Source organism: Saccharopolyspora antiqui (assembly GCF_052246905.1).
GTDB lineage: Bacteria > Actinomycetota > Actinomycetes > Mycobacteriales > Pseudonocardiaceae > Saccharopolyspora.
Genome location: NZ_JBQQBO010000001.1, coordinates 545,156 through 563,458, shown reverse-complemented (window position 1 = coordinate 563,458; position 18,303 = coordinate 545,156). Strand labels below are relative to the sequence as shown.

The following is an 18,303-nucleotide window of genomic DNA, read 5'->3' as shown; positions in this document are numbered from 1 at the left end:
CCGGTCTTCCCTTCGTCGTTCACTGCCGTTGCGCGCCGAGGTATTCGTCCTCGTCCACCGGTTCTTCCCACTCCGTGGTGCCGAGCGAGATGGCCACGTGCGCGAGGGCGCACCCGGTGCTCGCGCCGTGCCAGTGCCGCTCGCCCGGCGGCACCCACACCACGTCACCGGGCTGAAGTCGTTGCGGCGCTTCGCCCTCGCTGCACACCCAACCGCTGCCGGTGGTCACCTGCAGGATCTGGCCGCGTTCGTGCCGGTGCCAGTGCGTGCGCGCGCCCGGGGTGAAGAACACCGAGTTGATCGTGACGCCATCTGTCGTGGGCAGGACCGGATCGGCCCAGACCGTGCCGTCGAACGTCGCGCCCCGCTGCTCGGTCGCACCCTTCTCGGGCCTGCCGTGGATGAGCTTCACCGCGCCTCCTCGTCGTGCAGCCGGATTCCGCCAGCGGCATCGCCGATCGCGTCGACGACGCGGTTGCTGATCTGGTCGGCGTAGCCGAGTGCGTTGGCCAGGCCGAAGCTCGCCATCGGGCCGGGGGAGTTGAGCGCGGGCACGCCGAGCTCGCGCAGCCGGTTCACGTACAGCACGACGTCCTTCATCATGAGCGTGCTCGTGAGCCCGCCTTCGAGGTAGTCGCCGTCCACGATGTGCGGGAACCGGTTGAGCGTGGCGAAGTTGACGCCGCTGCTGGAGTTGAGGACTTCCAGCAGCCGGTGCATGTCGAGACCTGCCTTGCGCCCGGCCACCATCACCTCGGCAGTGGCGGCGAGGCTGACGGCGTTGAGGAAGTTGTTGAGCACCTTGGTGGTGTGCCCGGCACCGCTGGCGCCCATCGCGATCACCTTGGCGCTGAACGGCTTCAGCGTCTCCGCCAGCTGAGCCAGCGCCTCGGTGGAGCCGCCGACCATCAGGGTCAGCGTGCCCTTCTCGGCGGCCGCCGCGCCGCCGGAGATGCCCGCGTCGACGTATTCGACGCCGCGCTCGGCGAACTCGGCGTGCAGCCGCACGGTCGACGACGGCGCCGCGGTGCTGAGGTCGACCACGATCTGCCCGTCCCGGCTGTTGGCCAGCACACCGTCGTCGCCGAGCACGACCTTCTCGATGACGGTGCTGTCCGGTAGGGACAGCAGCAGGTGGTCGGCGGCGTTGGTGACCTCGGCGATCGACGACGCGGCGGTCGCGCCCGCCGCGTCGGCGCGTCCCGGCACCGGGTCGTAGCCGATCACCGGTTGCCCGCTGTCGACGATGCGGCGGGTGATGCGGCCGCCCATGTTGCCGAGCCCGATCACGCCAATTCGTGGCGTACTCATGTTGTCTCCGTTCCCTCTTCCCGTCGGTCCACGGCGGTGGTGTCCCAGGCGCCCGCGCCGCCCGACGGCCGTACGGTGCTGACGATCGCGGATCCGCCGTCCACGGACACGACTTCGCCGTGCACGTATGCGGCGTCATCGCTGAGCAGGAAGGCCACCACGGAGGCGATTTCGTCCGGGGTCCCGGTGCGGCGCAACGGAACCGTGGTGCCGCGGCGGATCATGTCGTCCCCGCCACCGGACTCGCCCCGGGCGGCGCTGAACAACCCGGTCGGGACCAGGCCGGGCGCGACCGCGTTGACCCGCACGCCCATCGGGCCGCCGTACATCGCCGCTGCGCGCATGAGGCCGAGCACCCCGTGCTTGGACGCCTGGTACGGCAGGAGGTCGTGGCTGCCGCGCAGGCTGGCGATCGACGCGGTGATGACGATCGCGCCACCCCCGCCCTGGGTGCGGTACCGGCGGAACGCCGCGCGCACGCCGAGGAAGGGCCCGCGCAGGTTGACGCCCAGGACGCGGTCGAAGTCGTCGACGCTCAGATCGGGCAGCTCGGTGAACGCCCCAACGATGCCAGCGTTGAGGTGGTGCAGGTCGAGGCGGCCGAACTCCTCGACGGCGACCCGCGCGTAGCGCTCGACGTCTTCCTCCCGCGAGACGTCACCAGCGACGGCGACCGCCGGGCCGGGCAGTTCGTCCGCGAGCTCGCGGACGGCATCGTGGTCGAGGTCGACCACGACCACGCTGGCGCCTTCGCGGGCGAGCCGGTGTGCGCTCGCCGCGCCGATCCCGTGGGCGGCGCCGGTCACCACCGCGACTTTGCCTTGCAGCGAACGGCTCATCGGTCCTCCTTTTCCGCGTCGGGCCGGACCCGGACGGCGAAGCCGGGGTCGGCGGGGTCCAGCGGCTCGAACCGCTCCAGCACCAGCGGATCGTGGCCTGGCAGCAGCACCGTGCCGGGTTCGGCGGCGAGGGCCGCCAGCTCGTCGAACCCCCGGTACATCGCCTCAAGGTCGGCGACCACCAGGAACGGCCGGTCGAGCTCGACCTCCTCGTAGTAGTGCACCGCGTCCGATGCCAGGACCACCGTGCCGCCGTCGGTGCGGACGAGCGCGGCCAACTGGCCGGGGGTGTGGCCGCCGATCTCCCGCAGCTCGATGCCCGGTGCGAGCTGGTGCCGCTCGGGCAGCCGGGTGACCCGCCCGTCCCGGTCGGCATTGCTGATCGCCACGATGTCGGGTGGCTCGGCGGAGTGTCCGAATTGGACGCGATGGGCGTAGGGTCCGGTCCAGAAGTCCAGCTCCCGTGCGGAAATCAGGATTTCCGCACGCGGGAACAGGTCGATGTTACCGGTGTGGTCGTAGTGTCCGTGCGTGATCACGACTTGGTCGATACCGGCGGGATCGATGCCGAGTCGGCCGAGCGCCTCGGGCACCGGGCAGGTCATCGTCCGGCCCCGGCGGTCACCGACCTGGGGTGTGAAACCGGTGTCGACGATGATGGTGCGTTCGGTGCCGCGCAGCACCCAGAAGAAGTAGTCCATCCCAAGTGGACGGTCGGGTTCGCCGTAGACGTGGTAGTTGAGGTAGACCTGGCTCGCGACGGTCTGGCGGGTCGCGAAGCGCACCGCGAGAACCTCGTAGGTGTCCTCGGTCATCAGCTCACCTCCGGTACCCGGCAGGGTTGCGCAACGTGTTCATCGGCACCGATGTGCCGACCCGCGGTCTCGGGCAGGTGCTTCCACAGGAAAACCGTGGCGATCAGGGCGACCAGCACCAGGTAAGACGCTGGCCACACGCTGCTGCCCGTGGCGCTTGCGATCGCGCTGGCGACGAACGGTCCCGGCCCGGCGATGAAGGCCAGCGCGATGTTGAACCCGGTGGCGCTGCCGCTGGAGCGGGTCGCCGCCGGGAACAGTTCGACCAGCATGACCACGGTGGTGACGCTGACCAGCGACTGCGGCACGACGAGCAGCAGCATGCCGAGCAGCACCGGTGCCACGCCGCCCTGGCCCATCAGGACGAACGCGGGCAGTCCCAGCACGATGTAGCCGACGCTGCCGGTGAGGTTGACCCGGCGGCGGCCGAACCGGTCGGAGATCGCCCCGGCGACCGGGCACAGCGCCATGTAGACGGCCAGGCCGATCGCGCTGAGCACCAGTGCGTCGGTGCGCGAGAGTTGCACGGTCTGGGACAGGTAGTTCACCACGTAGGTGGCCAGGTAGTAGAAACCCAGCCCCTGGACCGCGGCGATCGCGAGGGTGAGCAGGACCGGCTTGAGATCGCGGCTGCCCGCGCGCCGCAGCGGTTTGTCAACCACCTCACCGCGCGCCTTGAGCTCCTCGAACACCGGCGTCTCGGCCAGCTTCAGCCGCACGTAGAGGCCGATCAGCGCCAGCGGCGCGGCGATCAGGAAGGGTATCCGCCAGCCCCACGAGACCATGTCTTCCGCGCTCACCAGCGACTGCACCAGCAGCGCGACGAAGCTGCCGACGACCGTGGCCAGCGCCGCGGTCGCCGAGATGACGCTGCCGAACAGGCCGCGCTGGTGGCTCGGGGTCATCTCCAGCAGGAACGCCGACGATCCGGTCCACTCGCCGCCCGCGGAGAACCCCTGCAAGCAGCGGAAGACGACCAGCAGCACCGGTGCGAGCACGCCGACCGCCTGATAGCTGGGCAGCACGCCGATGAGGGTGGTCGTGATGCCCATCATCAGCACGGAGACCGACAGCGTGAGCCGCCGTCCGCGGCGGTCGCCGAGCGAGCCGAGGACCAGCCCTCCGACGGGTCGGAAGAAGAACGCCACGCCGAACACGGCCAGCGACGACAGCAGACCCATCGTGGCGCTGCTGTCCGGGAAGAACACTTTCCCCATGGTCGGCGCGAAGAAGCCGTAGACGGCGAAGTCGAACCACTCCATGAAGTTGCCGACACCGGCGGCAAGCGCCGCCCGATGTCGTGTCCGGCGTGCGCTGGCCGGTGGGGCTGAGGTCATCTCGCTCGACTCCTACGATCAACTCTGATCGAGTGTCCGCTGAGTGGACACGCTCATCGTTCAGTGGACTTGGTGTCGTTCAAAGTAGGTCCGTGACGAGGGGTTGTCAATCGGGTGAGCGACTCGTCTGGTGTCCGCTGAGTGATAAGATATTTCGCTATGCGAACCGATTCCGTCGCGCCCACCGGGACCGTCGCCCGAGTCGTCGCGGTGTTGCGCGCCGTCGTCGAAGCAGGCGAGGACATCAGCGTCGCCGAGCTCGCCGAGACGGTGGGACTGCCGCGTCCCACGGTGCACCGCCTGCTGGACCTGCTGGCGAAGGAGGACATGCTCGAAGCCGACCCGGTGACGCGGCGATGGCGTCCCACCGTGGAATACCAGCGGCTCGGTGCGCTGCTGACGAGCCGACGCGACCTGGTGAAGCTCGCCCGACCGATCATGGCCGAAGTCGTGCAGCGCAGCCAAGAAGCCTGCTTGCTCGGCGTCTACCTGCCCCGCAGACGTCAGATGATCTACGCCGCGGAGCACACCTCCCCGAATCCGCTGTCGTACCGGATCGAGCTGAACTCCCCGGCGTCGGTCATCTGGGGCGCCTCCGGCCGCGCGATCCTGGCCTTCCTGCCCGAGGAGGAGATCGACACCGTCCTGGCCGACCGCTCGCCCGCCCCCGGCACGGGTGAGCGACCGCCCAGCGCGAGCGCACTGCGGCGCGAGCTGGAGCTCATCCGGCAGCAGGGCTGGGCGTTCTCACGCGGCCAGAAGATTCCCGGCTCCCGCGGCATCGCGGCGCCGATTCTCGACGCGGACGGGATCGCCGTCGGCAGCCTGACGCTCACCATCCCGAAGGTGCGTTTCCAGGAGGACGCCAAGGAGACCCTGGCCGAGATGGTGATGCGCGGGGCGGAGAAGGTCAATTCGCTTCTCGGCTACCGCGCTGCACACGCACTCACCTGACATCCCGCGCTGGCACCCGCCGCCGTAGCGGTCCCGCGTTCCGCTTGCTTTGTGATCGCGGTCACGGACGTTCGGTGAACCGTCCTCCGGCGGGCATGCGTGTAGCTGGTGTCGAAGGCTGACGAGGGGTGGTCCGGTGAAGCTTCGGAGGGGGACGGACGGCGACGCTGATCTGGACGCGATCGGCTTCGATGAGCAGATGGTCGCCGGTCGCTTCGACGACTAGCGAGCCATCAGCCCGGGGGGGCAGGGGGACGGTGGAGTGGGCGGGCGGGCGGGGCCCGCGCGCCCACTCCACCGCATTTTTCGTCTCCGTTGGTCTGTCTGGAAAAGCCAGCGATCACCGCGGGCCCTCTCGGCAGGCGTTCAGCCGCCGAGTTCCTCGATGGCACCGGCTCGCGACAGGTCGTAGCCGCCGAAGCCGGTGATGGCGTCCGCCACGGCGGGGTCCCGCACCGCGTGGATCAGCGGGGCGGCGGCGCCGAGAGCCGCCGCTGGCAGGACGAGGTCGTAGTCCTCCCACGCAACCGGCAGGAACGACAGGTCGAGGTCGGCGGCGGCAGCGCGGACGGCGAGGCCCGCGTGCGCCGCGCCGGTGGCGACCGCGAGCGCGACCTCCAGGTGCGAGCCCAGTTCCGCGCCGGGGATGTCATCCGGCGACAGCCCGGCGGTGGTGAGGACGTCGTCCAGCAGCATCCTGGTGCCCGTGCCGGGACTCCGCTTGGCGATGCGCAGGCCACCGACCTGGCGGATGTCCGTGATGCCACGGGGATTGCCCGCGGGCAGCAGCAGGATTTGCTCGCGGCGCCACAGGTGGACCAGCGTCGGAGATCTACCGCGCAGGACCGCCCGCGCGAACGGGGCGTTGTAGACGCCGGAGTGGTGGCGCAGGTGGACGGTGGCGCCATCGGCGGTGCCCTTGGCCACGGCGGTGAGGCCCTGCAGGCTGCCGGGCGCGGGGACGACCGACACCGCTTCGCCGACGTGGCGCAACAGCCAGTCCAGGGCCGGATCATCGCTACCGGCGAGCCGGAACACCAGCGCGCCGTCCAGCAGGCGTTGGGCGGCGATCGGACCGTCCGGGCTGACCGTCGCACGTCGACGCGACTCGATGCGGATCACCGCGTGCTCGGCGAGATGGCGGTAGGCGCGGCTCGCGGTGGCGACCGTGGTGGACCGGGTCTGCGCCAGGTCGCGGACGCTCGCCAACTCCGCGCCCGGCGCCAGCTCCCCGGCCCGGATGGCCCGCGCGATTTCGGCGCTGAGTTCGAGGTAGCGCGTCATCGGGTGTTGTCCTCAAGATCCGGTGTTGTCCTAAAGATCCATTGCCGCTTAGCCTTGTACCGCATCTGTGCTGCCACAGAAGGAGTCAGGCATGCGGCGCGGTTTCCGTTCGACGATAGTGCTGTCCTTGCTGTGCTCCGCCGCGCTGGTGGCCTCCTGCGGTTCGCCGTCGTCGCCAGGCGCCGATCAGGCGGGACCGGTGTCCGGCACGCTCGTCGTCAACGGCGCGGGCACCCTGGCGCGACCCTTCGGCGCGGTCATCGACGCGTTCAAGGCGCAGAACCCGGACGTGACGGTGCAGTCCCGGTTCGCGGGCAGCGTCGAGGTGGTTCGTCGTGCGACCGAACTGGGCACACCGGTCGACGTGGTCGGCGTCGCCGACTACACGCTGATCCCGTCGGAGATGTTCGAAGCCGACGACGGCGCCAGGTTCGCCGACTGGTACGTCGGCTTCGCCTCGAACCGGATCACCTTCGCCTACACCGACCGCAGCGCGGGTGCCGCCGAGCTGACCCCGGAGAACTGGTACCAGGTGCTGTCCCGACCCGGGGTGCGCATCGGCCGGTCGAACCCGGACACCGACCCGTCGGGCTACCAGGTGCTGCAGATGCTGAACCTGGCCCAGAACTACTACGGCGCACCGAATCTCGCGTCCGGTGTGCTGGCCAACTCCCCGCCGGAGACCATGGTCGGCACCGAGACCCAGTTGCTGCCCGCCGTGACCTCGGGGCAGATCGACTACTTGGGCATCTACCGCTCCGACGCGCTGCAGCACGACCTGCGGTTCATCGATCTTCCCGCCCAAATCGACTTGTCCGACCCGGCTCAGGCCGCGGCGTACGAGGCCGTCCAGTTGCCGACGGCCTCCGGGGTCCGAACCGGTCGGCCGATCGTGTACGCGCTGACGATCCCCACCAACGCACCCAATCCGACGGCGGCGCTGCGGTTCATCGAATTCGTCCTCAGCCCGGCCGGACAGCAGATCATGAGCGACAACGGCTTCACCGTGGTCAACCCCGCCGTGTCCGGCGGCGCGAACCTGCCCGGCTCGTTGGCCGCGGTCACCAAGCCGACCACGCTGCCCGGAGGCTGAGTGACCGGCCTCGCCGCGCGGTTGTCGGCCGGGGCGTTCCCGGCGCTGGTGTGGCTGGCCAGCGGGCTGCTGCTGGGGTTCATCCTGTTGCCGGTGCTCGGACTGGTCACCGCCAGCCCGCCCAGCAGCCTGAACGCCGCGATCGCCAACGCCCAGATCCGCGACGCGCTGCTGCTGAGCGTCGAAGCCGCGGCCGTCACCGCCGTGATCGCCACCGTCCTCGGGGTTCCGCTGGCCTACCTCCTCGCCCGGCACCGGTTCCCCGGCCGGGCGCTGGTGCAAGCGGTGGTCGACCTGCCGTTGACCATTCCGCACACCGTCGCCGGGATCGCGCTGCTGTTCGTGTTCGGCCGCACGGGCTGGATCGGCGGCCCGCTGGAGGCCACCGGCGTGTCCTTCTACGGCACCCAGCTCGGCATCGTGGTGGCGATGCTGTTCGTCAGCGCGCCCTTCGCGGTCAACAGCGCCCGCGTCGTGTTCGAGACCCTCGACCACGACGTCGAACGCGCCGCGCGGAGTCTCGGAGCCACGCCTTGGCAAACGTTCCGGCGGATCACCATGCCGCTGGCGTGGCGGGGCGTGCTGACCGGTGCCGTGCTGGTCTACGCCCGCTCGATCAGCGAGTTCGGAGCGGTCGCCATCCTCGCCTACTACCCGGCCACGGCGCCGGTCGCCATCTACGACCTCTTCCTGTCCGCCGGGCTCGACGAATCTTCGGCGGCGGCCGTGCTGCTGCTCGTCGTGGCGCTGGCGACGTTCCTGGTTTTCCGCACCCTCGCGTCGGGCTGGCTCGTCACCGGCGCAGAACGTGCCAGGAGGTAGCCGTGCTGTCGGTCTCCGGACTGCTCGCCCAGGCGGGCAACTTCCGCCTCGGTCCGCTGGACCTGGCCGTTCCGGCCGGACAGGTGCTGGCCGTGCTCGGCCCCTCCGGTGCCGGTAAGAGCGTGCTGCTGGAGACCATCGCGGGCTTCCGCGCCCCTCGAAGCGGCAGCGTGCTCCTCGACGGCCAGGACATCACCGGACTGCCACCGGAGCGACGCCGCATCGGCGTGGTGTTCCAGCACGCCGCGCTGTTCCCGCACCTGTCCGTTCGCGACAACGTCGGCTTCGCACCGTCGCTGCGCGGGAACCGCCGCGGTCGGCAGGTCGACGACCTGCTGGACGTGTTCGGCATCGCCCACCTCGCGAAGCGGTCGCCCCGATCGCTCAGCGGTGGGGAGCGCCAGCGCGTCGCACTGGCCCGCGCGCTCGCCGCCCGGCCCGCGACCCTGCTGCTCGACGAACCGCTCTCGGCCCTGGACCAACCCGTTCGCGAAGAGCTCCGCGAGGTGCTGCGGGACACCCTGCGCGAGCTCGCGGTGCCCGCGGTCCACGTCACCCACGACCGCGACGAGGCGCTGGGAATCGCCACCGACATCGCCATCATCGCCGCTGGCACACTGCGCCAGACCGGCGCGACGGGACACGTCGCGCGGCACCCCACCGACGCGATCGCCGCGCGGCTGCTCGGCTGGACCGAGCTCGGCCCGGTCGACCGCGACGCCGACGGCTGCCGGGTCGGCGAGCTGCGGATGAACCTCGCCCCGAACAACGCGACCAAGACGCTGTACTACCGGCCGGAGGACGTCCGCATCGATGCGGACGACCAGCAGGCGCCCGCGCTGCGAGCACGGACCCGCGTCCGCGAGGTGGTGCCGACGCTCCCGCTCGCCCGCGTGCTGCTGGACACCACACCGCTGATCACCGCGATGGTGCTGCACCGCGACCTCGACCGCCTGCCCCCGGCGGGCACCGAGGTCACGGTCACGCTCCCCGCTGATTCGATCTGCGCGATCCCCAGCTCGGCCTGATCGGAAAACGTTGGGGGAAGCGGCGAATCCTTCGGCGACGGCGGTGAACTTCGGCGCTGGCCTATCATCGCCGCGTGCAGACTACGGCAGGTGTCGTGCTCGCGGGCGGGCGCTCCACGCGAATGGGCAGGCCGAAGGCCGGGCTGGAATGGCACGGATCGACGTTGCTGTACCGCACCGCCGCGGTGCTGGCCCGGACGGTGGACGGCCCGGTGATCGTGGTGGCCGCGCCCGGCCAGGAGTTGCCCGCGTTGCCTGCTGGGGTCGGTGTTGTCGAGGATCCGGTGGAAGGGCTTGGCCCGATGCAGGGTGTGGCCGCCGGGCTCGCGGCTGTCGAGGACAAAGCAGAGACGGCGTTCGTCTGTTCCACGGACATGCCGTTCCTGCACCCGGACTTCATCCGGCGCGTGCTGCGCGGTCTGACCGAGACCGGGGCCGACATGCTGTTGCCGGTGGCACGCGGTTTCCGCCAACCGCTGGCGGCCGGGTACCGGACGGCGCTGTCCGGGCTGATCGCGGATCTCCTCGCCGAAGGCGAACTTCGTCCCGGCATGCTGTTCAAGCATTGCGACGTGGCGGAGCTCGACGACGCGCGACTGTTGGCGGACACCGCACTCGCGCGGCATGACCCGACGTTGGAGTCCGTGGTGAACGCCAACACCCCGGCGGACTACGCGGCGGCGAGGCAACGTCCGGCACCGGAGATCGTCGTCGAGTGCTTCGGTGCTCTCGCTCGCGGTGGCAGGCACCGTCCCCGCAAGGTGCGAGCGGCGACGCTCGGTGCGGCAGCGGCGTCGGTGGAGCTGGCGCTGGATCGATACATCGTGGCCGCGCTCAACGGCGACCAGGTCACTCGCGACGCGCTTTTGCCGCTGGTGGCGGGGGATACCGTCGCGTTCCTGTCGGCGGACGCGGGCGGCTGAACGACCGGTATGTCGCGCCGCGGGCTTAGAGTTTCGAATATGGCACCGGGTGGTTTCTTCGGGCAGGCGCTGATCGCCGAGGTCAGCGGGCGAACAGCAACCGGCACGCCGTTCGAGCTCGACGAGCGGGTGCTGCGGTCCTACTTGGGCGGGGTGGGCCTGGGGACTTGGCTGATGCATCGGCTCGCACCGCCGGGGGGCGATCCGCTCGCCCCCGAAGCCCCGCTGGCGTTCGTGTTCTCCTCGCTCGTCGGGACTCCGCTGACGACCAGCGCGAAGTTCGCGGTGGTGGCGAAGTCGCCGTTGACCGGACTGCTGACCGACGCGCTCGCGTCCAGCCAGTTCGCCATCTCCGGCAAGCTCACCGGGCACGACGCGATCGTGATCCGCGGGCGCGCGGACGAATTGTCGGTGCTGCTCATCGACGGTGCCGGGGTGCGTCTCGAACCTGCTCCGGAACTCGCCGGATTGCCCGCCGCCGAGGCGGAATCGGCGGTACGGCAGCGTTTCGGCCGTGGTTGGCGCACCGCGGCGATCGGTCCGGCCGGTGAGCGCGGCGTGCGGTACGCGACGATCAGCCACGACGGTCGGCACGCCGGGCGCGGTGGCCTGGGTGCGGTGCTGGGTGCGAAGAACATCAAGGCAGTGCTGGTGCGAGCGGCGACGAAGGTGTCCGTCGCCGACCAGGCGGGCGTCCTCGCCGCGGCCCGCGAGCTGCGCAAGCGCAGCTTCGGTCCGGCCACCGCCAAGTACCGGGAACTGGGCACGCTGGCCAATTTGCTGGCGTTCAACGCGGTTAGCACTTTGCCAACGCGCAACTTCACCGCGGCGACGTTCGACGAGGCACCGAAGCTGGCCGCCGAGGAGTTGCACGAGATGCGCGGCGTGGCCCGCAACAGCTGCGCGTCCTGTTCCATCGGCTGCGAGCACATCTACTCGCGCAAGGGCGGTGGCAGCCAGCGGATGGAGTACGAGAACGTTTTCGCGCTCGGTCCGCTGTGCGGTGTTTCCGATCCGGACGACGTGTTCGCCGCGAGCGCGCGTTGCGACGAGCTGGGTCTCGACACGATTTCCGCGGGCGGCACGATCGCCTGGGCGATGGAGTGCGTCGAGCGCGGCCTCATCGACGCGCCGTGGCTGCGTTTCGGCGACGGTGCGGCGCTGTTGCGGGCACTCGATGCGATCGGAACCCGTGCGCCGGGCCTGGGGGAGTTGCTCGCGCAGGGCTCCCGCCGTGCGGCCGAAATCGTCGGACACGACTCGATCGACTTCGCTCCGCAGGTCAAGGGCCTGGAATTGCCCGGCTACGAGCCGAGAAGCCTGCAGTCCATGGCGCTCGGCCTCGCGGTGAACGCCAGGGGCGCCGACCACAACCGGTCCGGAGCCTACGAGGCCGACCTGTCCGGCGAGGTGGACCGCCTCGACGGCGGCGCGGCGCACGTCGCCGCCGCCATCGGTACCGAGGACCGGGCGGCCGTGATGGATTCGATGATCCTGTGCAAGTTCCTGCGCGGGGTCTTCACCGAGCCGTTCACCGAGTGGGCCGAGCTGCTCCGCCTGGTCACCGGCTGGCAGGTCGACTCCGAGGAGCTGCGCGCCACCGCACGGCGGATCGTCCGCGCGAAGCGCGCGTTCAACCTGCGCGAGGGCGCGACCGCGGCCGACGACACGCTTCCCGCGCGGATGTTGGAGACACCGCTTGAGTTGGCGTCGGGTCGTAGTGCGGCGCTCAGCGCTGACCGGTTGCGGTCCATGGTGGCCGGTTACTACCTCGCCCGAGGTCTGGACGAGGCAGGTCGCGTGCCCACTGCGGATCTGGCGGATCTCCTGCTTGAGGTTTCACCAGCCGGGCGCCGCGACGCGGCGCCTAGTGACGGTTGAGGCACGTGTGTATGCTGTATGAGGTATACCGCTCGAAACGACGGGGGTTCCGATGACGGCTGTCGAGGAGCCGATCACTTCCGTGCGGACCGTGACGACCACGATTGACGGTCAGACGGTAACGGTCCCGGAAGGCACCAGCATCTACGACGCCGCGAAGCAGGTCGGCGTGGACATTCCGGTGCTGTGCCACAACGAACGCTACGACCCCGTCGGCGTATGCCGGATGTGCGTGGTCGACACCGGCGCGCGAACCTTCGCCGCGTCCTGCGTGCGCCCGTGCGAGGACGGTATGGAGGTCAAGACCTCCACGCCGGAACTGGAACGCAGCCGGGCAACCCTTACCGAGTTGCTCGTCTCCGACCAGCCGCCGCGCGCCGAGGACCCGAAGCAGAACAAGACCGGCGACAACCTGCTGCTGGAGTTGGCCGACCGCTTCGACGTCGCCCGCGAGACGACCGAGCTGCCCTGCGGTTCCGGCCGCGGTCAGGACTCGTCGAACCCGGTCATCGACGTCAACCACGACGCCTGCATCCTGTGCGACCGCTGCGTCCGGGCCTGTGACGACATCCAGGGCAACGACGTCATCGGGCGCTCCGGCAAGGGCTACTCGACCAAGATCGCGTTCGACTTCGACGACCCGATGGGCGCGAGCTCCTGCGTGACCTGCGGTGAGTGCGTGCAGGCCTGCCCGACGGGCGCGCTCACCAACAAGCCGATCAACAACATCCCGATCCAGCCCCGCGAGCAGCTGGACGCGGTGGACAGCGTGTGCCCGTACTGCGGTGTCGGCTGCGCGCTGACCTACTACGTGGACCGCTCGCGCGGTGCGATCGCCTTCGCCGAAGGCCGCGACCAGCCCGGTTCGAAGAGCCGGTTGTGCGTCAAGGGCCGCTACGGGTGGGACTACGCGGCCTCGCCGCAGCGGCTCACCGTGCCGTTGATCCGCGAGGAGTCGGCTTACCCGAAGGGCGCGCTGTCCGCTGACGTCCGCGGCAATGCCGGTGGCGACAACGACCGCGGCCGTGCCGATGGCGGCGGAAACCGCAGCGGCGGCAAGCCCGGCCGGGACGGACGGCGCAAGCCGGGCGGACTCGTCGACTACGACGAGGTGCTGCCGCACTTCCGCGAGGCCACCTGGGACGAGGCGCTGGACCTCATCGCCCGACGGCTGATGGAGATCCACGCCGCGGGCGGCCCCGGTTCGATCGCCGGTTTCGGTTCGGCGAAGTGCTCCAACGAAGAGGCCTACCTCTTCCAGAAGTTGATCCGGGTGGGCTTCGGCACCAACAACGTCGACCACTGCACCCGGCTGTGCCACGCCTCGTCGGTGGCGGCGCTGTTCGAGGGCGTCGGTTCCGGCGCGGTGTCGACCACCTACGGCGATGTCGCCAACGCCGACGTGGTGATCATCACCGGGTCCAACCCGACCGCGAACCACCCGGTCGCCAGCTCGTTCTTCAAGCAGGCCCGGCGGCGCGGTACGAAGATCGTCTACGTCGACCCGCGGGCCAGCACGGTCTCCGAGCACGCCGACTACCACTGCCAGGTCAAGCCCGGCACGGACGTGGCGTTCTACAACTCGATCATGCACGAGGTGATCCGCCTCGGCCTGATCGACCGCGAGTTCATCGCGGCCCGGGTCTCGAACTACGACGAACTGGCCCGCACCGTCGCCGACTACCCGCCGGAGCGGGCCGCCCAGATCACCGGGGTGGACGCGGACCTGATCCGCGAGGTCGCCAAGGTCTGGGGCGAGGCTGGCGCCGGGGTCATCTACTGGGGGATGGGGATCTCCCAGCACACCACGGGCACCGACAACGCCCGCTGCCTGATCGCGCTGTGCTCGATCACCGGCAACGTCGGTCGGCCTGGTACCGGACTGCACCCGCTGCGCGGGCAGAACAACGTGCAGGGCGCCTCCGACGCCGGGCTGATCCCGATGTTCTACCCCGACTACCAGGGGGTGGACCAGGACGCGACGCGGCGGCGGTTCGAGGAGGCGTGGGGCACCTCGCTGGACCCGAACCGCGGCCTGACCGTCACCGAGATCATCGGTTCGGTGCTGAAGCCGGACGGGGTGCGCGGCATGTACATGCTGGGCGAGAACCCCTTCCTGTCCGACCCCAACATCAACAAGGTGCGCAAGGCCTTGGCATCGCTGGACTTCCTGGTCGTGCAGGACATCTTCATGACCGAGACCGCCGAGTTCGCCGACGTGATCCTGCCAGCCTCCTCCTATCTGGAGAAGGAAGGCAGCTACACCAACACCGACCGCCGGGTGCAGCTCGGGCGCAAGGTGATGGACCCGCCGGGCCAGGCGCGGGTGGACTGGGAGATCGTTCAGGACATCGCCCAGCGGATCGGGCTGAACTGGTCCTACTCCTCGCCGAGCGAGGTGTTCGACGAGATGGTCGAGCTCATGCCGTCGTACGCGAACCTGCGGCACGACAACCTCGGCTGGTCCGGCAAGCTCTACCCGAACAACGACCCCGAGCACTCCGACGGGACCGTGGTGCTCTTCGACGAGCGCTTCAACACCGACGACGGCCTCGCCCACCTCGTACCGGCGCAGTGGCTGCCCGCGAAGGAGCTGCCCGACGCGGAGTACCCGCTGGTGCTCAACACCGGTCGGCTGCTCGAACACTGGCACACCGGGTCGATGACCCGACGGTCCTTCGCGCTCGACTCGATCTCGCCGGTGCCCGAGGTGTACATGCACCCGAAGGACGCCGCCGACCGGGGCCTGTCGCACGGCGAACGGGTTCGGGTGCGGTCGCGGCGCGGCACCATCGAACTGCAGGTGCGGATATCCCACCGCGAGCAGCTCGGCAACTGCTTCATCCCCTTCCACTTCCGGGAGGCGGCGGCGAACCTGCTGACGATCGACGAGATCGACCCCGTCGGCAAGATCCCCGAGTTCAAGTTCTGTGCTGTTCAGGTCGAGGCGCTGGGCGCGGCACACGGCGTGCAGCACTCATCAACCCTGGGAGTTAGTGCATGACCCTGAGTTCGGAGCGGGCGCCGTACGTGCCGCCCCGCCGCGTGCCCGGTGTCGAGGGACGCAATGGGAAGTTCCCCGGACCGTCGCTGATCCCAGCGCTGAACGCGATCCAGGCGCGGTTGGGCTGGCTGCCCCGCGAGGAGCTGGAGGAGCTGGCGCGGGAGGTGCGGCGGCCGAGGTACGAGATCGAGGGCATCATCTCGTTCTACCCGCACTTCCGCACCACGCCCCCGGCGAAGGTGTCGGTGCACGTGTGCCGCGACCTGTCGTGCTGGCTGCGTTCCGGTGCGGACCGGGTCGCCGAGGTGCGACAGCGCTACGGCGACGAGACCGATGTCGAGGTCGTCGAGGTCTCCTGCCTGGGACGCTGCGACATCGCCCCGGCGCTGGCGGTCAACGAGCACCCGGCGTCGGTGTCCGACGTCGACGATCTGGTTACCGCCGCACGGGGTACCGGGGTGGGGCACGCGGCCCCGACCGGGACGGAGCGGACCGAGCCGTGGCCGAACGATCCGTACCCGGCGGGCTCCGGGGTCGAGCAGCGCTACGCCACCCTGCGGGCGCTGCTCGCCGGGGAACTGACCACCGACGAGGTCGTGGCCACGCTCCAGGCATCCGGGCTGCGGGGGATGGGTGGTGCAGGGTTCCCCACCGGACGCAAGTGGGACCTGGTCGCCGCCGCCGAACCGGGCAGCGTCAAGTACGCGATCTGCAACGCCGACGAGTCCGAGCCGGGCACGTTCAAGGACCGCCAGATCTTGGCCGACCAGCCGCACCTGGTGCTGGAGGGCCTGCTGATCGGCATGGTGGTGGTCGGGGCCGAAGAGGGCTGGGTGTTCATCCGCCACGAGTACGGTCCCGAGGAACACGTGCTGCGGGAGGAGATCGCGGCGCTGCGCGAGGCGGGCGTGATCGGCGCGGACGCGTGCGGCAGCGGCCGTCGCCTGCAGCTCGACATCTTCGTCTCGCCGGGCGGCTACATCCTCGGTGAGGAGACGGCGCTGCTGGAGGCCATGGAAGGCCACCGCGGCGAGCCGCGGAACAAGCCGCCGTTCCCCGGCAACTACGGCCTGCACGGCCGCCCGACGCTGATCAACTCCGTGGAGACCTTCGCCGACGTGCCGGTGATCGTCCAGCGCGGCGCGCAGTGGTGGGCCGAGCAGGGCGTCGGAGACTCCATCGGCTGGAAGTTCTTCGCCGTGTCCGGGCACGTCGAGAACCCGGACGTTTATTGCGTGCCCATGGGCACCACCGTCCGGGAGCTGATCGACCTGGCTGGTGGCGTGCGCGACGGTGCCGCGATCGCCGCGGTGCAGCCGGGTGGTGCCTCGTCGAACTTCATCGGCCCCGACCAGCTCGACCTGCGACTGGACTTCGGGACGCTCGCCGAGGCGGGCACCATGCTCGGTTCCGGCGCGCTGGTTGTCCTCGCCGAGGGCACCGATCTGCTGGCCGCGTCGACGAACGTGCTCCGCTTCTTCCGCAACGAGTCGTGCGGCAAGTGCGTGCCGTGCCGGGTCGGGTCCACCAAGGCGCACAGCCTGCTCAGCGGCGTGCTGGAATCGGGCTCGTCGACCCTCGACGACGCGCAGCGCGCACGCATCCTGGAGCTGGAGGAGGCCATGCGCAAGACCTCCATCTGCGGCCTCGGGCAGGTCGCCCTCGGGCCGGTGGTTTCCGTGCTGCGCATGGACAACGGCTCGGCCAGCGACCAGTCGGACCCGAAGGGACAGTCGGGGAGTTGAGCGGGCGGGAGTTCTTCGCCGCCCGCACCGTCGCCGAGGCCCTTGCGGGATTTCGGCCCGCCCACCGCACTCCGGTGGAGAACGTCCCGTTGGCGCAGGCACTGCACCGCGTTCCCGCCGCGGCGGTACCGGCGCGGTCCGCGCTGCCCGGATTCGTCCGCTCCACTGTGGACGGTTTCGCCGTCCGGGCCGCCGACACCTACGGCGCGTCCGACGGCCTGCCCAGCTACCTCGACCTGCTCGGCGCGGTGCGGATGGGCGCCGCCCCCGCGGTCGCGGTCCGGCCGGGTGGCTGCGTCGCGATGCCGACCGGGGGCGTGCTGCCCGAAGGCGCGGACGCGGTGGTGATGGTGGAGTACACCGCCGAGACGATGCCGGGCACGATCGAGATCACCCGGCCAGTCGCGCCGGGTGGTGGTCTCGTGCGTGCCGACGAGGATGTCGCGGTCGGTGCCGTGCTGGTGCCCGCCGGTCGGCCGCTGCGGGCCACCGACCTCGGGCTGCTCGCCGCGGCCGGGGTGACCACGGTCGCGGTGCACGCCCGGCCCCGCGTCGCGATCATCTCCACGGGCGACGAGGTGGTTCCGCCGGAGAGCGCGGAGCTCGCCGCCGGTCAGGTGCGCGACGCCACGGCTTCGGCGCTGGCCGGACTGGTCGCCGACGCGGGCGGCGAGCCGGTCATCGCGGGCATCGTCTCCGACGAGCCGGGCACCCTGCGGAAACGGCTGGAGGAAGTGCTCCCCGACGCCGATCTGGTCGTCGTCTCGGCGGGCTCCTCGGTGGGCGCCCGCGACGAAACCGCGGGCGCGGTGGCCGCCATCGGTGCGGTCTGGTGCCACGGGCTGGCCATCAAACCGGGAAAACCCACTCTGCTGGCCGAATGCGGCGGGACCCCGCTCATCGGGCTGCCGGGCAATCCGCTGTCCGCGCTGGTCGTGTTCGGTCAGGTCGGGGTGCCGCTGCTGCGGCTGGTCGCCGGGTGCGAGTCGCCGCCGCCCGAACCCAACACCCGCGCCCGCCTGTCGCGTGACCTGGCCTCGGCCGCCGGGCGGCTCGACGTGGTCCAGGTCAGGGTTCGCGACGGGGTCGCCGAGCCGCTGTTCGGCCCGTCGGCCCTGCTGTCGGTGCTGACCCGCGCCGACGGCTACCTGATCATCCCGGAGCCCGCCACCGGCCTGGACGCGGGAACCGAGGTCGAGATCACCCTGTACCGATGACAGGCCGACGGAGCGCCTCGTGACCAGCACAGCCCGCGTGGATACTCACG

General features: G+C 70.4%; 15 protein-coding genes. 9 read left to right on the top strand and 6 right to left on the bottom strand.

The features are described from left to right. Positions 1-19 precede the first annotated feature (19 nt). From ACTWQN_RS02535 to ACTWQN_RS02515, 5 genes are read right to left on the bottom strand one after another with little or no spacing between them, the layout of a single operon-like run. Complete coding sequence (locus ACTWQN_RS02535; RefSeq protein WP_443201655.1) at positions 20-412, bottom strand: cupin domain-containing protein; 393 nt, start codon at positions 410-412, stop codon at positions 20-22. Next, a complete protein-coding gene (locus tag ACTWQN_RS02530) occupies positions 409-1,311 on the bottom strand; it encodes an NAD(P)-dependent oxidoreductase (protein ID WP_443201654.1) in 903 nt (300 codons plus the stop codon). The genes ACTWQN_RS02535 and ACTWQN_RS02530 overlap by 4 nt, the downstream gene beginning before the upstream one ends. After that, positions 1,308-2,150 (bottom strand): SDR family NAD(P)-dependent oxidoreductase, encoded by an 843-nt coding sequence (locus ACTWQN_RS02525; protein ID WP_443201653.1) that lies wholly within the window; start codon positions 2,148-2,150, stop codon positions 1,308-1,310. The genes ACTWQN_RS02530 and ACTWQN_RS02525 overlap by 4 nt, the downstream gene beginning before the upstream one ends. Continuing rightward, entirely contained in the window at positions 2,147-2,965 is an 819-nt protein-coding gene (locus ACTWQN_RS02520; protein WP_443201652.1) for an N-acyl homoserine lactonase family protein, read from the bottom strand. The genes ACTWQN_RS02525 and ACTWQN_RS02520 overlap by 4 nt, the downstream gene beginning before the upstream one ends. Next, positions 2,965-4,302 carry an MFS transporter gene (locus ACTWQN_RS02515; protein ID WP_443201651.1) on the bottom strand — a complete coding sequence of 446 codons (1,338 nt, stop codon included), beginning with the start codon at positions 4,300-4,302 and terminating at the stop codon, positions 2,965-2,967. Before ACTWQN_RS02515 ends, ACTWQN_RS02520 begins: the two co-directional genes overlap by 1 nt. A 159-nt stretch (positions 4,303-4,461) precedes the next feature. Here ACTWQN_RS02515 and ACTWQN_RS02510 point away from each other — a divergent pair, with 159 nt between their 5' ends. Next, positions 4,462-5,256, top strand: a complete 795-nt coding sequence (locus tag ACTWQN_RS02510; protein ID WP_443201650.1) for an IclR family transcriptional regulator — start codon at positions 4,462-4,464, stop codon at positions 5,254-5,256. A gap of 366 nt (positions 5,257-5,622) precedes the next feature. Here ACTWQN_RS02510 and ACTWQN_RS02505 read toward each other — a convergent pair whose 3' ends face one another. After that, complete coding sequence (locus ACTWQN_RS02505) at positions 5,623-6,540, bottom strand: substrate-binding domain-containing protein (RefSeq protein WP_443201649.1); 918 nt, start codon at positions 6,538-6,540, stop codon at positions 5,623-5,625. A 91-nt stretch (positions 6,541-6,631) separates the two neighbouring features. Here ACTWQN_RS02505 and ACTWQN_RS02500 point away from each other — a divergent pair, with 91 nt between their 5' ends. The 8 genes from ACTWQN_RS02500 (at position 6,632) to ACTWQN_RS02465 (ending at position 18,253) form a co-directional block, all read left to right on the top strand. After that, positions 6,632-7,633 (top strand): extracellular solute-binding protein, encoded by a 1,002-nt coding sequence (locus tag ACTWQN_RS02500; RefSeq protein ID WP_443201648.1) that lies wholly within the window; start codon positions 6,632-6,634, stop codon positions 7,631-7,633. Next, positions 7,634-8,455, top strand: a complete 822-nt coding sequence (locus ACTWQN_RS02495; protein ID WP_443201647.1) for an ABC transporter permease — start codon at positions 7,634-7,636, stop codon at positions 8,453-8,455. 2 nt (positions 8,456-8,457) lie between these two features. Further along, complete coding sequence (locus tag ACTWQN_RS02490; RefSeq protein WP_443201646.1) at positions 8,458-9,483, top strand: ABC transporter ATP-binding protein; 1,026 nt, start codon at positions 8,458-8,460, stop codon at positions 9,481-9,483. A gap of 74 nt (positions 9,484-9,557) precedes the next feature. Beyond that, a complete protein-coding gene (locus ACTWQN_RS02485) occupies positions 9,558-10,406 on the top strand; it encodes an NTP transferase domain-containing protein (protein ID WP_443201645.1) in 849 nt (282 codons plus the stop codon). A 39-nt stretch (positions 10,407-10,445) separates the two neighbouring features. Beyond that, positions 10,446-12,287 carry an aldehyde ferredoxin oxidoreductase family protein gene (locus tag ACTWQN_RS02480; RefSeq protein WP_443201644.1) on the top strand — a complete coding sequence of 614 codons (1,842 nt, stop codon included), beginning with the start codon at positions 10,446-10,448 and terminating at the stop codon, positions 12,285-12,287. 91 nt (positions 12,288-12,378) lie between these two features. Continuing rightward, positions 12,379-15,291 (top strand): formate dehydrogenase subunit alpha, encoded by a 2,913-nt coding sequence (fdhF, locus tag ACTWQN_RS02475; protein ID WP_443201643.1) that lies wholly within the window; start codon positions 12,379-12,381, stop codon positions 15,289-15,291. Next, positions 15,288-17,036, top strand: a complete 1,749-nt coding sequence (locus ACTWQN_RS02470; protein WP_443201642.1) for an NAD(P)H-dependent oxidoreductase subunit E — start codon at positions 15,288-15,290, stop codon at positions 17,034-17,036. Before fdhF ends, ACTWQN_RS02470 begins: the two co-directional genes overlap by 4 nt. Beyond that, positions 17,033-18,253: a molybdenum cofactor synthesis domain-containing protein gene (locus ACTWQN_RS02465; RefSeq protein WP_443201641.1), complete on the top strand. Its 1,221-nt coding sequence runs from the start codon at positions 17,033-17,035 to the stop codon at positions 18,251-18,253. Before ACTWQN_RS02470 ends, ACTWQN_RS02465 begins: the two co-directional genes overlap by 4 nt. Positions 18,254-18,303: the final 50 nt, after the last annotated feature.

What these genes read in the sequence shown, in the direction of transcription:
- ACTWQN_RS02530 (WP_443201654.1), bottom strand. Translation starts at nt 1,311, where the DNA reads ATGAGTACGCCACGAATTGGCGTGATCGGGCTCGGCAACATGGGCGGC.
- ACTWQN_RS02525 (WP_443201653.1), bottom strand. Translation starts at nt 2,150, where the DNA reads ATGAGCCGTTCGCTGCAAGGCAAAGTCGCGGTGGTGACCGGCGCCGCC.
- ACTWQN_RS02520 (WP_443201652.1), bottom strand. Translation starts at nt 2,965, where the DNA reads ATGACCGAGGACACCTACGAGGTTCTCGCGGTGCGCTTCGCGACCCGC.
- ACTWQN_RS02515 (WP_443201651.1), bottom strand. Translation starts at nt 4,302, where the DNA reads ATGACCTCAGCCCCACCGGCCAGCGCACGCCGGACACGACATCGGGCG.
- ACTWQN_RS02510 (WP_443201650.1), top strand. Translation starts at nt 4,462, where the DNA reads ATGCGAACCGATTCCGTCGCGCCCACCGGGACCGTCGCCCGAGTCGTC.
- ACTWQN_RS02505 (WP_443201649.1), bottom strand. Translation starts at nt 6,540, where the DNA reads ATGACGCGCTACCTCGAACTCAGCGCCGAAATCGCGCGGGCCATCCGG.
- ACTWQN_RS02500 (WP_443201648.1), top strand. Translation starts at nt 6,632, where the DNA reads ATGCGGCGCGGTTTCCGTTCGACGATAGTGCTGTCCTTGCTGTGCTCC.
- ACTWQN_RS02480 (WP_443201644.1), top strand. Translation starts at nt 10,446, where the DNA reads ATGGCACCGGGTGGTTTCTTCGGGCAGGCGCTGATCGCCGAGGTCAGC.
- ACTWQN_RS02470 (WP_443201642.1), top strand. Translation starts at nt 15,288, where the DNA reads ATGACCCTGAGTTCGGAGCGGGCGCCGTACGTGCCGCCCCGCCGCGTG.